Origin of the sequence: Mucilaginibacter sp. SG564 (assembly GCF_013149275.1) — a bacterium.
GTDB lineage: Bacteria > Bacteroidota > Bacteroidia > Sphingobacteriales > Sphingobacteriaceae > Mucilaginibacter.
On sequence record NZ_JABGNA010000001.1, the window covers coordinates 526974 to 542268 of the forward strand.

A 15295-nucleotide genomic window follows, 5' to 3' on the forward strand; every position below is an offset into this window, starting at 1 on the left:
TTTAAATAAGTACTTGATTATCAAATATATAAGTCAATGTAAACCGTGAAAAGTGTAAACCATGTAAACCCACTTTTTGGGGTAATAAAGTGATTTTAAGACTTACGAAGTTTTTAAAACTTCGTAAGTCTTTCTCTTAAAAGTTTAGAGTAAAAGAATATCTATCTGATGCGCATGCACCATATTTACTACCGGAGACCAGGCGAAAACCGTAAACCTGCCATCTTGCGAGGCTACCAGCGCTATGGCATCCTTTTGATCAAATACAAACTGAGCAGCCGATAAATGCCTTGTGCCTCCATTTTGTGCCGGGTGGATGATTTGGGTAGAGCAGCCAACTACTGGCTCTGTAACAATAATTTCCTCAACGCGAACGCTTTTAGATGATCGGCCTATCTTGGCTCCGAATGCCAGCAATTCGTGTTTGTCGTTGATCACAGTAGCTCCATCTATAGAGGTTAAGCCACCAATGGTATCTACCGCACGGCGCAGCTTTTCCTGCCAGGAGGTATGGTATTTTTCGATGCCCTCGTGTATCATCAGATCGGTAAGACCAGAGAAGGCTGGGGATACCGGGTAAGATATCGGTGTAATGATCGATTCCCTCCAGTCGTCGTTCCCGGAAGGTACTACCAGCAAGATCCCGCCACGACGGTGAGCTTGCATAGAAGCAGCCAGCTGTACCAATACATTCACCGGGTCGTTCCACAACGATGGCAGGGTAAAATCAAGCATGGAAGTGAGTATAGTAGGGCAATCGGACAAGGTTGAACCCTGCTCATCTACCACCTTGATGTCATCACCTTTTAAAATAGCGATGTTTACAAATTTGCCAAAACCATCGACTCTGCGGTGCTTGATCACCAGCAGGCCCGGTTCTATAACTTCCAATACAAAACAATAAGCGGGTATGGCTAAAGTGGTTCCCCAAACGTAAAGTCCATCATCATCAATCCACACACCTAAATGGATGCCTGGTTGCTGAACCGCAGATGCAAACTTGGTGAGAATATTGGGAGCGAGCGGTATTTTATGACCAAACAGCAAAGGCTGCCCGGCACTTTCAGGCGGCAGAAATGCTAAAGTAAACTTTGGCGAATAGCCCTCTTCACGCCGCAAACTTGCCCAAAAGGCTATATCAATTATATTTTCAATGGTGTTGATATCAGGAGTAGGGGCGGCAACGTCTTCCGTATCGGCATTAGCATTCACTAACGAATGAAAATATTTAAAATGCCTTTCAATGGCAGGCGCTACAACCCTGGCAGCTTTATAAGTAGGTTCTGAAGTGGTGCTGCTGGTTTTCATTTTTTTCAAATAGAGGGCTTGTTATCTTACCAAAAATAACGCTATTTACCTGCCATCACAAACAAATAGCTCAAAATTGCAATTAACGGATAATTCTGTTTTAGTAAAGTAATATCTTAATTTTATAATCAGGAGCATCGTCTTTATATTGATATTTGTATGTTATGTACCAAACGCTGTTACAATATATTATTGATTACTCGCTAATGCAAGTATCAGATCAGGAATTTAAACTGATACAGGCAGCTTTCAAACCCAAAAAACTGCGTAAAAAACAATACCTGCTGCAGGAGGGCGATGTGTGTAAATATCTTTCATTTATAGCCAAAGGCGCAATGCGGCAGTATGTTGTTGATGATAAAGGCGTTGAACATATTGTACGCTTTGGTATTGAGCGCTGGTGGATGGCCGATTATGAAAGTTTTACCACCAAAACGCCCTGCAGTTATGATATTGATGCTATTGAAGATACCGAGCTCTTTCAGATCAGCAGCGAACATCTGGAGGAGTTAAAGGAGAAAGTTCCGGCTATTGACGCCATGATCGAAAAAATGAACCAGCGGAGTTACGTGTCTCATCAAAAACGCATCCGCTCATCCATCAGTCAAACTGCAGAAGAGCGCTTTACCGATTTAATGAATACTTACCCCGAATTTTTGCAGCGTTTTCCTCAAAGTATGATCGCCTCTTACCTGGGCATTTCTCCCGAGACATTAAGCCGTATACGTAAGCAAATGACTTTGAAGTAATAGTACCCCCGCTTGCAAATTATCCATACTTTTGCCACTTTAATACAGGTATGGATCAGCTCACAACTCCGGGGAAATTGAAATTGCGAATTGCCTGCGGGGTATTCTTTTTTATTTCGGGGTTTGGATATTCATCGTGGGCTTCACGTATCCCATCCATACAGCAACAATTACACTTGAACGAAGGCCAGTTGGGGGCCGTATTATTTGCCCTGCCTATAGGCTTAATGCTTACTATCCCTATAACTGCAAAAATGTTAAAGCATTTCAGCAGCCGGAGTATTATGCTGGTGGGCGCTATCGCTTTTAATCTTTTACTGTGTTTACCTGGTTTTACAGCCTATATATGGCAACTGCTAGTATTGCTGTTTTTCTTTGGTTCTGCACGTAACATATTCAATCTTTCGGTAAACGCCCAGGCGGTGAGTGTACAGGGCTTTTATGACCGGTCTATCATGGTTACGTTTCACGGTATCTGGAGTATGGCTGGGTTTGCCGGCGCTGCTGTGGGATATTTGATGGTATCTTATAATGTAGCCCCTTCTTACCACTTATTGTTTGTTGGAATCAGCATGATCATTATCACACTGATCTTTTACCCGCATGCTTATTATGAAAAGCCGGTTAATAAGATCAATCGCTCGGTTTTTACCTTGCCCGATAAACACCTGATCAAATTCTCGCTGATCTGCTTTGCATCCATGGCCTGTGAGAATACCATGTATGATTGGAGCGGTATCTATTTTCAAAAAGTGCTTCATGCTTCAAAACCAGCGGCAACGGCTGCATTTGTAGTATATATGGTATCTATGACCATCGGCCGGTTTACCGGGGATAAGCTTGTGGCATCGGCAGGTATAAAAAAAGTGCTTAGTTTTAGCGGTATTTTGATATTGACTGGTTTGTTGTTTTCTGTCCTTTTACCATATAGTTATACAGTATATGTGGGTTATGCGATGGTGGGGATGGGGGTATCCTGCGTGGTACCGTTAGTGTTCAGTATGGCGGGCAAATCGCAAAGTATGAATACAGGGCAGGCGTTGGCCGCTATATCAACAGTAGGCTATCTGGGCTTTTTGATCATACCACCGGCGGTAGGTTTTATAGCGCAAGCGGCAGGATTACGCTGGGCCTTTGGTATTGTGGCTGGTTTCGGGGCCTTGATCATTGTTATGGTATCAAAGCTTAAACCGCAAGCCGAAGCTGTGGTTACATCCTAAACTCTTGATAAATGTCAAGGTAATTTTTTGCTTTATATCATTTAGCAGCTTTTGGGCTTATCTCACCTTTGCTATGTAAATAAAAACATAGCAATAATGAAAAAGATAGTTTTAGTAACCGGAACCAGTACAGGATTCGGCAAATTAATAACCCAAACGTTATCAAAAGAAGGCCATACTGTAATAGCCGCCATGCGCGGAGTGAATGATAAGAACCAGGCGGTTGCCCGGGAGCTCGCTGCATTGCCCGGTGTTGATGTGGTTGAGCTTGATGTAACGAGTGATACCTCTGTGCAGGAAGCATTTGCAAAAAGCCTTGCTAAATATGGCCATATTAATGTATTGGTGAATAATGCGGGTTTAGCCGGTTTTGGTGTAACCGAAGCCTATACGCTTGACCAGGTAAGACGCCTGTTCGAGGTGAATTTCTATGGCGTGTTGCGCACTTATAATGCGGTGCTGCCATCTATGCGAGCGCGTAAAGATGGGCTGATCATTAACCTTTCAACCGGAGCCAGCGGTTTTACTTTGCCTTTTATGGTGCCTTATATGGCTTCTAAATTTGCCATGGAGGCCCTTACCGAAGGTTTTCAGCATGAGTTAAAAGATTACGGTATCGAAAACGTATCTATCCAAAGCGGGGTATATCCAACCGAAATGAATACCGGCGTTAAGCCCGGGGTTAATGCCGATAAGGAAGATATTATAGCAGCTTATGGAAGTGTCGCTGTAGACACTTTTAACGCTATGGGTACAGCGCTGTTTGGCAAAATGGCCGAGTTTAAAATGGATCCGCAAACCATAGCCGATGGTGTGTTGGAATTGATCAATAAAGAGAAAGGTACACGCCCCTTACGTTTTCCATTGGACGCCGTTGCACAGGGTACAGATCATGAGTTTGTAAAATCTCGTGCGGAGATCAAAGACAGATGGGCCAATAAATATGGATTTAACCTATAATTGCATCAAATTAAAAGTCCGGTAAAAAACGCCGGGCTTTTACTCATCAAAAACCACCACAACATGAGCAATTCTATAACCGAAACCAATGCGCTATCATTGCTGAACACAGCAATTAAAGTGGCTATATCTAACTGGGAGCTGCAAAATACCCGTCTTAATTCGTTGTTAGACAAATTAAGCGACGAACAACTGGCCGCGCAAACGGCACCTGGACGTAACAGCGGCGTATATCTGCTGGGACACCTTACCGGCGTAAGTGACGGTATGTTTACTTACCTGGAACTGGGCGACAGGCTTCACCCCGAGCTGGATAACCTGTTTCTGAGAAACCCGGAGGCTGCTGAGCTGGAAAGACCATCGATAGTAGAACTGAAGGCTTATTGGGCTGAAGTAAATGCACAGCTCAAACAAAAAATGGAAGCATTACCTGCAGAAGCCTGGTTTGCTAAACACAGCGCTGTGTCGGCAGAAGACTTTGAGCGGGAACCGCATCGTAATAAACTGAATATTCTGATCAACAGAACCATTCATCAGGGATATCATTTAGGGCAATTAGTTTACCTGTTGAGCAAACCAAACGTATAAAGGGCTTTACGTGACAATTCGGTGAAATGAATTTGACAAAAGGATGGTAAATAAAATTTAGATCCTTTATACTTTTGCCTAACGCTGTTAAATAAATTAACAAGCGTTAAAATAAACCGGGAACTGAGATAAAACCCGGTTGTTTTTGTAAAATCATTTAACACTGTTAAATAATTTAATTAAGTAAAAAAGTGGCAAGCAAAGAACGGATACAACGCTTAAAAGAAGAAACCAGGATCAATATCCTGGATGCTTCCCTCCAAATTGTAAAGGAGGAGGGTTGGCAAGCTTTGAGCATGCGTAAAATTGCCGATGTAATTGAATATACTGCGCCCATTATATATGAGTATTTTGCTAATAAGGAAGCCATCCTGTTAGAGCTTACCCGGAAAGGTTACCTGATATTGACCCGGGATTTACAGGAGGTGAGAGCTAAATATGAATTGCCGGCAAAACAGTTGGAGGCCATGTGGCTTGCCTACTGGGATTTTGCGATGAAGAATAAAGAACTTTATCAATTGATGTTCGGTGTAGAAATGAATTGTTGCTGCGATATGGTGGCAACCCTCGAAGAATCAGAAGGGCCGTATAACGAATTCAGTCAGGCTATTATTGAACTCATGCACATTGAAAACCCAACCAAAGATATGGTATGTTTAAAATACTACACTTTTTGGTCTGTAGTACACGGATTGATCTCGATCAATATCCTGCGCAGGGGTTACTCTGATGAAATGAACCAACAGGTATTAAAGGATGCTATCGGAACAATCATCAAATCAATAGAAAGGGCTTAAAATTTTGCCTGGATTAAAACAATGTTAAATCATTTAACACTGTTAAACATATAAAGTTTAAACATCTATCTATCAAACATATAAATACAAACAATCATGGACATCAAATTTTACATGCTACTCATTAACGGTATTAAGAAGCTTAAAACTGTTAAAGCCAGCACTGCTTACAAAGCGTGTTAGCTGCATACAACCGGATCATATACATATGAACATAACTCAATCAACATATATGCAGACCGCAGGGTCAATTTTTAACTCCTATCATTTATCATCATCAAAAATTAATTATTTATGAAAAGTTTCATTTTAGCGCTTTTAGCACTTTCATTATATGGTTGCTCTTCAAAGCCGCAAACGCAGCAGGCTCCGCCGCCACCATCTTTACCCGTAGCTGCTGTTACAGCAGGTACACAAACTACTTATCAAGATTACCCTGCATCAATAGAAGGGATTGTTAACGTAGAAATCCGTCCGCAGGTAAGCGGAACATTAGATAAAGTTTTTGTTGACGAAGGTGCTTTTGTAAACGCTGGTCAACCAATCTTTAAAATTAATGAGCAACCTTACCGTGCTGCTTTAAACAACGCGATCGCTGCCTTGCACGCTGCCGAAGCAACCCAGCTCAATTCACAACTGGAAATTGATAAATTAACTCCATTAGTTGAAAACAAAGTAGTTTCTGACTATCAGTTAAAAACAGCTAAAGCAACCAATCAGGTTTCTAAAGCAAATATCGAACAGGCAAAAGCAAACATAGCAACTGCTCAAATCAATTTGGGTTATACTTTAATTAAAGCTCCTGTAAGCGGTTATATTGGCCGGCTACTTAAAAAACAAGGGAGTTTAGTTACTCCGGCAGATGTTGACGCGCTTACTCAACTATCAGATGTGCATGATGTACGTGTTTATTTCTCATTAGGCGAAAAGGATTTTATAAACTTTAAAGAACAATATCCTGGTCAAACCTTAAGTGAAAAATTAAAACAACTGCCAGCCGTATCCTTATTATTGGCTGACGGTACAGAGTATGCCAAACAAGGTAAAATAGATATGATCGACGGTCAGTTTGATAAAAACACCGGCGCTATCACCGTACGTGCAAGTTTCCCTAATCCACAAGGTTTAATACGTTCAGGTAATACTGGCAGAGTACGTCTAAGTCTTGAACATAAAGACGCCTTAATTATACCTGAATCAGCCACTGTTGATATGCAGGATAAAGTATTTGTGTTTACCGTTGGTGATAGCAGCAAAGTGAAAAAAGCGGCCATTACTATTGTTGGTAAAAACGGTGACAATTATCTGGTTAAAGACGGCGTAAAAGTAGGCGACCAGATTGTGTTAAGCGGTGTTGATAAATTACAAGAGGGTATGGTTATCCAACCTCAAAAAGCTACAGATAAAGTAGCTGACGCCGCTGTAACAAAAAAATAATACATACACTTAAACTTTAAAGTCATGTTTCAGAAATTTATAGAAAGACCGGTATTATCAACTGTTATCTCCATATTATTGGTGATAGTTGGTATACTTGGTTTAACAAAACTGCCCTTAGAGCGGTTTCCAAATATCGCGCCTCCGTCGGTATTGGTATCTGCTGTGTATCCGGGCGCTAATGCCGAGACTATTTTACGTTCCGTGACTCCGTCATTGGAAGAGGCCATCAATGGTGTGGAAAACATGACCTACATGACCTCCACTGCCAGTAATGACGGTACACTGGGTATCACCGTTTACTTCCAGCAAGGCACCAACCCGGATCAGGCTGCTGTAAACGTTCAAAACCGTGTTTCACAAGCAACCAGTCAATTACCTGCCGAGGTTGTACAATATGGTATAACTACTACCAAACAACAAAATAGCTTTATTGGAGCTATGGGTATTTACTCAGAAGATCCAAAAAAATACGACGCGACCTTTGTAAACAACTATGCACAGATCAATATTATTCCTGAGATCAAACGTATCCCGGGTGTAGGTTCTGCCAGTGTATTTGGTGGTATTAAGGATTACTCCATGCGTGTTTGGTTAAATCCAACTCAATTGGCTACATATAAAATTACACCTGCCGAAGTAATGGCCGCTATACAGGACAAAAACCTGGAGGCTGCACCTGGTAGACTTGGTGAGCGTAGCAATGAAGCATTTGAATATGTAATTAAATATAAAGGTAAACTTACCACACCAGAGGAATATCAAAATATTGCTATCCGTGCAAATGCAGATGGTTCCGTACTGCGTTTAAAAGATGTAGCACGTGTTGAACTGGGCGCTTATAGCTATAGCAGTGTTAACCGCTTAAACGGATACGAAGGTATTACTATTGGTATTATTCAATTATCAGGCTCAAATGCCAACGAGATCCAGATTGCCATTGATAAGCTGATGGTGAAATTATCAAAAGATTTCCCGGCAGGTATCAAATTCAATCAGTTTTATCGTACCAAGACCGACCTTGATGAGTCAATTGATCAGGTTGAGCATACATTGGTAGAGGCCTTTATATTGGTATTTATCGTAGTATTTATATTCTTGCAAGATTTTAGGTCAACATTGATCCCGGCCATAGCGGTTCCGGTGGCCATTATTGGTACCTTCTTCTTCATGAACCTGTTTGGCTTCTCTGTTAACTTGTTAACCTTGTTCGCTCTGGTGTTGGCCATCGGTATTGTGGTGGATGACGCGATTGTGGTGGTGGAAGCGGTTCATGCCAAAATGGAGGATAATCCAAAACTTACCCCAAAAGAGGCAACTACCGAGGCTATGCACGAAATTAGCGGTGCCATTATATCAATTACATTGGTTATGGCGGCGGTGTTTTTACCGGTTAGTTTCATGACAGGTTCAACAGGTATATTTTACCGGCAGTTTGCGTTAACAATGTCTATAGCCATCATTATTTCGGCTGTTAACGCTTTAACTTTAAGCCCGGCCCTGGCTGCTTTATTCTTAAAGAATAAACATACTGCCGATGGTCATGAAGCGCCTAAAAAAGGTTTTGTCGAAAAATTTTACGCTGGTTTTAACGGTGGGTTCAATTATATGACCACCAGATATGTTGGAGCCTTAAAGATCCTTATTCGCAATAAATGGATCAGTATGGCTGGCCTTGCATTAATAGTTGTTGCTACAGTTTACCTGGTAAACAGAACAAAAACAGGCTTTATTCCAACAGAAGACCAGGGCTTCGTGGCTATCGCGGTTTCAACACCATCCGGAACTTCATTAGCCAATACCAGTAAAATAATCAATCAAGCCGAAAAAGAATTGAGAGCTTTACCATCAGCAAGATTTGTGATGGCATTGTCTGGCTTTAACTTTTTAACGCTATCAAACAGCCCATCAGCAGGTCAGATCTTCCTGTTGTTAAAACCTAATAAAGAAAGAGGGGCCGTTAAGAATATTGATGATATACAAAATATAATAAGAGGCAAATTAGCCGGTATACCAAGTGGTACGTTCTTCGTGTTCAGCTTTCCAACAGTTCCCGGATTTAGTAACGTAGAAGCTTTGGACGTTCAGCTTCAGGACAGAACCAACGGCAGACTGGATAAATTTAGCGGCGTAGCCAATAACTTTATCGGAAAGCTGATGGCAAAACCGGCAGTAGCTTATGCCTTTACTTCTTATAAAGCCAATTACCCTCAATTACAATTAGAGGTTAATGACGAAAAGGCTAATCAATTAGGGGTAAATGTCAGAGACATTTTATCAACCATGCAGGCTTACTTCGGTACTGCGCAAGCATCAGACTTTAACCGCTTTGGTAAATACTATCGTGTGATAGTTCAAGCTGATATTGCCGACAGAACCGACCCTGCATCTATTGACCGCGTATTTGTTAAAAACAAAGCAGGAGAAACTGTGCCTATTAACACTTTGGTTAAACTAACCCGTGTTTACGGTTCAGAAACTGCTTCACGTTATAACCTGTTTAACTCTATTGAGGTTCAAGCCATTCCTAAACCAGGCTACAGCTCTGGTGATGCTATTAAGGCTATCGAGGAAACAGCTAAAGAAGAATTGCCAAATGGTTTTGCTTATGAGTTCTCGGGCCAAACACGTGAGGAGATCTCTTCAGGCGGTCAATCGGCTGTGATATTTATGCTTTGTTTGATATTTGTATACTTCTTACTATCAGCACAGTATGAAAGTTACATCCTGCCACTGGCAGTAATACTTTCCATCCCTACAGGTATATTCGGTGTGTTTGTGGTATTAGGCTTAACCGGTATCGAAAATAATATCTATGTACAGGTAGCCTTGATCATGCTCATCGGTTTGTTGGCCAAGAACGCCATCCTTATTGTGGAGTATGCGGTACAGCGACGAAGAGCAGGTCATACTTTGGTTGAATCGGCTATAGAAGCAGCCAGATTAAGGATAAGACCGATCATCATGACATCACTGGCCTTCGTATTCGGTTTGTTCCCGATGAGTATCGCAACAGGTCCGTCTGCACAAGGTAACCACTCTATCAGTATTGGTGCAGCAGGTGGTATGCTTTCAGGAGTAATCCTGGGTTTATTCATCATACCGGTACTGTTTGTGATATTCCAATACTTGCAGGAAAAAGTTTCAGGAGCACCTAAAGCACCAGCGAATAATGGTGGTAAAGATGTTCATGTAACAGACTTTGAACTGGCTAAAAATTAATTTTAGTATATGTCAATGGTGAGTATCAGGTATCAATAATTAAAAAAGTTGTATTTGAGATTGTTAATCAATCTTGATACTTGATACTCACTATTTGATACTGAAAAATGAAAATCACTAACTCAATAATTAATCGATGAAACCATATATAAAACCATACGCCTTATTAATACTGGCAGTTGCTTTCATAAGCGCCTGTAAAGTATCAAAGGATGTGGCTACACCAAAAGCAGAGCTGCCTGCTAATTTCAGAAATGCAGCCAATACCAGCGATACCAGCAGTATTGCTGATATTCAATGGAAAAGCTTTTTTACCGATGCTACTTTGCAAAAGCTAATCGATAGCGCTATTGCTAAAAATTACGATATGCAGATAGCTGTTAAAAACATCGAAGCATCGCAGTTATTATTTAAACAGGTAAAATGGAACTACGTTCCCGAGCTGGATTTAAATGTAACGGCTAATACCAACAGGCCTTCTAATAATAGTTTGAATGGTTTAAGTACAAGCACTTTCCTGAAAACGAAGCATGTAGAGGACTACAATGCTAATCTGGCCCTGACCTGGGAAGCTGATATCTGGGGCAAGATCCGCAATCAAAGCAGATCAGCATTAGCATCGTACCTTCAAACAGCCGAAGCTAAAAAGTTGCTTCAGACTAATATTGTGGCCAGCGTATCACAAGGTTATTATAATCTGCTGATGCTGGATGATCAGTTGGCTATCGCACAAAAAAATGTAAAGCTTAATGACAGCACTTTGCGTATTATCCGTTTACAATTTGATGCAGGTCAAACTACATTATTGGCGGTACAACAGGCCGAAGCTCAACGCTTATCCGCCGCTCAGTTGGTACCGGGATTTGAACAGAACATCGCTATTCAGGAGAATGCCATTAAGATATTAACCGGTTCACTTCCTGACAGGGTTGAACGTACTGTTCGTTTAGAAGAAGTTACCATTCCTGATAATCTATCAGCCGGTGTACCATCGGCCGTAGTAAGTCGCAGACCGGATGTGAAAAGTGCAGAATTAGCCTTAACCATTGCTAATGCTAATGTTGGTATCGCGCAGGCTAATATGTACCCTTCATTAACTATTACGGGTAGCGGAGGTTTAAATAGCTTTAAAGCCAGCAACTGGTTTAACATCCCGGCTTCCTTATTTGGTACCGTAGCCGGTGCGGTGGCTCAGCCATTATTACAGCACAGACAACTGAAAACTCAATATAAAGTTGCTTTGGTTGATCGCGAAAAAACTGTTTTACAGTTTAGACAATCTGTTTTAAATGCTGTAGGTGAAGTATCTGACGCTTTAGTAAAGATCGAAAAGCTGAAAACACAACAAGGTATTATTGCCGATCGTGTGAGCACCTTGCAAAAAGCTACCAGCAATGCTAACCTGTTGTTCAGAAACGGCCAGGCTACTTACCTTGAAGTGATCACTGCTCAAAGTAATGTATTGCAAAGCGAGCTTGATCTGGCAACCGTAAAGAATGCACGTTTAAACGCTGTATCTGATTTGTACCGCTCAGTAGGCGGTGGCTGGAAATAAAAATAACTCCACCCAATATATATGCAAAGCGGCCCTGTTTATTACGGGGCCGCTTTTTTGGTTAAAGTGGGTTACTTATAACCCTGATACATTGAAATGTGTATAGCTTGTAAACCCTAAAAAGGTGTTGTCATTCGGCACGCCATTTGGTGGATTGATCTCTCTTAATGATTTCAGGTTAGCTGTTTTGTAATGGTTGTATGCCACCTCGGTACCAGGGAATACCGGGCTTGAGGTTGAGCAATAATTGCAACCGGTACTTTGATTATAAGCACTTCTCATAAAATCATAACCAGCGCTAATCCTGTTGGAGTTGGCTGTCCAGATGGAACCATCGCCTTGTATGCCGGCAATTTGTGCGGCATAAGCCAGTGCAGTCAGGGTATATTGATAGTGCACACAATCTTGCCTGTCGCACAGTTCAGGGAGCGTACCATTGCTTTGTATAACTATTGGCAGATAGTTTTTAATCATATCTTCACCATTCTGGAAAACGGTAGCGCTGTTTAAAAATACCCCAATGGCCATCTTAGCGTATCCGGCTGAAGTATCCCAATTGTTATTGTACGATGTAGGCGTATTATTGATATAATTGTTTTTAACCAGGTTAAGGAAATTACTGAATTGGGTAATATCCGCAGCCGACCAGCCGGCACCTACACCATTAACTTTGTAATATCTGATAATCTCGGCGGCGGCAACAAAACTCGGCGTTGTCCAGGAAGCTTCCAGATCTGGCTGATTCGGATTGGTAGATGAATCTTTCAAGCCATAGCCCTGGAAATTGTATGCCCAGCCATTTAAAATAGCAATGGTTTGTTGTGCATAGCTTGCAGTGCCGGTTTTGGCCCATCTTAGTGCCGTGGCATAGGCTAGTTCGGCATCCTTACGGATCTGATCTTTGGATGGGGTAGTAGCACCGTTTGAACCTACTACCACTGTTGCTGGAAATGAAGTAGGATAGGAGTGACTGTTAATGTAATCCAGAACTTTTTGGTAATAAGCTGTGCGGGTTGCATCGCCTCCGTTTACCTGTCCTGCAACCAGATCCAGGCTGGCTTGTGTGTTTAATACCCCCGGGTGTACAAAGGTAGTTACTGCACTTGCAGCCAGTTTATCAGATTTGGCAGCATTGCCGGATGCTGCGTTTTCCTGATTTGATGACTTTTTACATTGGTACAAAAATGTACTCCCGGCAACCAAGCCAATGGCGATCAGCGTAGAGCTGATTTTTTTGTTTTTCATAATTTAAAGTTTAGTATATGGTTTATTATTTGGTTTGCAAAAGCACATAAAAATCCTGTTCGGAGTTTGCAGGATCTCCGTTCGGTATTTTTATCAAAAAATTATTATTATTCGGTATATATTGGTAAACCAAATCTATATGATGTGTATGTTACAATAAGCTGTTGTTGAGGAATTTATTTACGAAAACGTTTGCGTTTTAGCTATAAAAATATCGAATTTTTAGGGTTACATGGCTAAGCATAGTGTATCTTAAAGCTCCGGGTACATACAATACTTAGTGTAATTGTCTATAAAAAAAATATTATTATATAATGCTGAAAAATACATAAAGAATAAACCTTTGCGTTTTTTTGAATAAACCGGCTGTTTAAAAAAAATGGCGCTCTATCAGATCATTAATTTTACATATTGCAAATAATTACCCTGAAATAGCCATATTTTTGCTATCATAGCGGTACCCTTGAGAGATTTGAACTTTTTATTGAATGAAATTTAGACTATTAACAGCATTTCTTCTGCTTTCTGCATACGGTTGGGCCCAAAATCTCAACATCATTCCGCAACCGCAATCTATTAACCGGCTGGAAGGTCAGTTTTATTTAAACAACCGTACCACAATTGGTACAACCGATACCGCATTATCTGTTCTGGTTGGTTATTTCCAGAAAGAGGTACATAAAGCAAAAAATGTAGCACTTGTACAAAATGTTGGTTCCGGAAGCTTAATTGATATTAAACTAAGCAGCACTCCGCAAACAGCCGGAGCTTATATTTTAGACATAACACCAGAGCATATCACGGTTTCATCATCCAATAAGGAGGGTGTGTTTTATGGGTTGATGACACTGCTTCAACTCATAAAAGATCAGCAGGCAGATAACGACAATAATTTATGTTTACAGGCCTGTAAAATAGCTGATGCTCCACGTTACCAATGGCGCGGTCTGATGCTTGATGAAGCAAGACATTTTTTTGGTAAAGACAAAGTAAAACAGTTACTTGACTGGATGGCCTATTATAAACTGAATAAGTTTCATTGGCATTTAACCGATGTGCAGGGCTGGCGTATCGAGATCAAAAAATACCCCAAACTGGCAACAGTAGGTGGCATGGGCAATTACAGTGATACCTCTGCTGAGGCTGAGTATTATACGCAAAATGAAATCCGCGAAATTGTAGCTTATGCGGCGCAACGTTTTATAACCGTAATACCCGAAATTGATATGCCCGGGCATGCGACAGCAGCTAATAAAGCCTATCCCGAGTATTCGGGCGGTAGCGTTGCCGGTTATCCCAATTTTACCTTTAATCCGGCTAACGAAAATACTTACCAGTATCTGGCTGATATTATCAGAGAAACCAATTCGTTATTTCCGGCACACATGATCCATTTGGGTGGTGATGAAGTTGCCTATGGCGTTAAAGCGTGGTCGCTGGATACGGCTATTGCCCGTATGATGCAAAAGAAAAATTTTGATGGTGTTAGCCAATTGGAGCAGTACTTTTTTAAGCGTATGGCCGATACTGTTACCAGCCTGAATAGTAAGATACTGGCCTGGGACGAAGCCACCGGCGGAAGCCTACCCGCTGATAAAACTATTATTTTTTGGTGGCGTCAAAACTTACCCGGTCAGCTGCACCTTGCCTTGCAGAAAAATTACCAGGTAGTACTTTGTCCAAGGCTACCGCTGTACTTTGATTTTTTACAGGATACGGGACTCGTGGCGGGCAGGAATTGGAATGGCGTATTTAATAGGGTAACGGATGTTTATAATTTTCCCGACAGGCAAGTGTCTGCCGATGAGCTCAATTCCAAACTTATTGTAGGTGTGCAGGCCAATATTTGGTCAGAAACCATAGAGTCTGAAAAACGTCTGGATTTTATGCTTTTCCCGCGTATAGCCGGTTTAGCCGAAGCTGCCTGGACTGCACCAGACCAAAAAAATGAGCTGGCTTTTACAGAAAAATTAAAGGCTGATTTTAAAAACTATGATGCCGCCGGTATTTACTATTATAACCCGTTTGAGCCAAATTTTCATCCCGAGGTTGTTGATTTTGTACCACGTGTTAAGCTGGTTAAAGCCCGGTCATATGTTCGGCATGCTTCAAAAAGAGAACATGGGAAAGTAAGCCGGAAAAAACATAGCAATTCAAAAAAGGATCATAAAAGCTCAAAAAGAGCTCATAAAAAAAGGAAATAACCAAATCGGT

The 15295-nt window shown here is 41.3% G+C and carries 11 protein-coding genes; 9 read left to right on the top strand and 2 right to left on the bottom strand.

Going from position 1 to position 15295, the window contains the following annotated elements; all coding sequences use genetic code 11:
• Window positions 1–144 precede the first annotated feature (144 nt).
• On the bottom strand, window positions 145–1308 hold the full coding sequence (locus FHW89_RS01805; protein ID WP_172333292.1) for a putative sensor domain DACNV-containing protein: 1164 nt from the start codon (window positions 1306–1308) through the stop codon (window positions 145–147).
• Window positions 1309–1514: 206 nt separating this feature from the next.
• On the opposite strand from FHW89_RS01805, the gene FHW89_RS01810 reads away from it, so the two are divergent.
• From FHW89_RS01810 to FHW89_RS01845, 8 genes are all read left to right on the top strand, one after another.
• Window positions 1515–2057 carry a Crp/Fnr family transcriptional regulator gene (locus FHW89_RS01810; protein ID WP_253952138.1) on the top strand — a complete coding sequence of 181 codons (543 nt, stop codon included), beginning with the start codon at window positions 1515–1517 and terminating at the stop codon, window positions 2055–2057.
• A 50-nt stretch (window positions 2058–2107) separates the two neighbouring features.
• The gene (locus FHW89_RS01815; protein ID WP_172333294.1) at window positions 2108–3277 is read left to right on the top strand and encodes an MFS transporter; all 1170 of its coding nucleotides are present in this window, start codon (window positions 2108–2110) and stop codon (window positions 3275–3277) included.
• A 96-nt stretch (window positions 3278–3373) separates the two neighbouring features.
• Complete coding sequence (locus FHW89_RS01820; protein ID WP_172333295.1) at window positions 3374–4237, top strand: SDR family oxidoreductase; 864 nt, start codon at window positions 3374–3376, stop codon at window positions 4235–4237.
• 63 nt (window positions 4238–4300) lie between these two features.
• Window positions 4301–4825 carry a DinB family protein gene (locus FHW89_RS01825; RefSeq protein WP_172333296.1) on the top strand — a complete coding sequence of 175 codons (525 nt, stop codon included), beginning with the start codon at window positions 4301–4303 and terminating at the stop codon, window positions 4823–4825.
• Window positions 4826–5016: 191 nt separating this feature from the next.
• Complete coding sequence (locus tag FHW89_RS01830; RefSeq protein ID WP_172333297.1) at window positions 5017–5622, top strand: TetR family transcriptional regulator; 606 nt, start codon at window positions 5017–5019, stop codon at window positions 5620–5622.
• Window positions 5623–5916: 294 nt separating this feature from the next.
• Window positions 5917–7059: an efflux RND transporter periplasmic adaptor subunit gene (locus tag FHW89_RS01835; protein ID WP_172333298.1), complete on the top strand. Its 1143-nt coding sequence runs from the start codon at window positions 5917–5919 to the stop codon at window positions 7057–7059.
• Between the two features lie 24 nt (window positions 7060–7083).
• The gene (locus FHW89_RS01840; RefSeq protein WP_172333299.1) at window positions 7084–10281 is read left to right on the top strand and encodes an efflux RND transporter permease subunit; all 3198 of its coding nucleotides are present in this window, start codon (window positions 7084–7086) and stop codon (window positions 10279–10281) included.
• 136 nt (window positions 10282–10417) lie between these two features.
• The gene (locus FHW89_RS01845; RefSeq protein ID WP_172333300.1) at window positions 10418–11836 is read left to right on the top strand and encodes an efflux transporter outer membrane subunit; all 1419 of its coding nucleotides are present in this window, start codon (window positions 10418–10420) and stop codon (window positions 11834–11836) included.
• Between the two features lie 75 nt (window positions 11837–11911).
• Here FHW89_RS01845 and FHW89_RS01850 read toward each other — a convergent pair whose 3' ends face one another.
• Window positions 11912–13081 (bottom strand): alginate lyase family protein, encoded by a 1170-nt coding sequence (locus FHW89_RS01850; protein ID WP_172333301.1) that lies wholly within the window; start codon window positions 13079–13081, stop codon window positions 11912–11914.
• A gap of 488 nt (window positions 13082–13569) precedes the next feature.
• Here FHW89_RS01850 and FHW89_RS01855 point away from each other — a divergent pair, with 488 nt between their 5' ends.
• Window positions 13570–15285: a beta-N-acetylhexosaminidase gene (locus FHW89_RS01855; protein WP_172333302.1), complete on the top strand. Its 1716-nt coding sequence runs from the start codon at window positions 13570–13572 to the stop codon at window positions 15283–15285.
• Window positions 15286–15295: the final 10 nt, after the last annotated feature.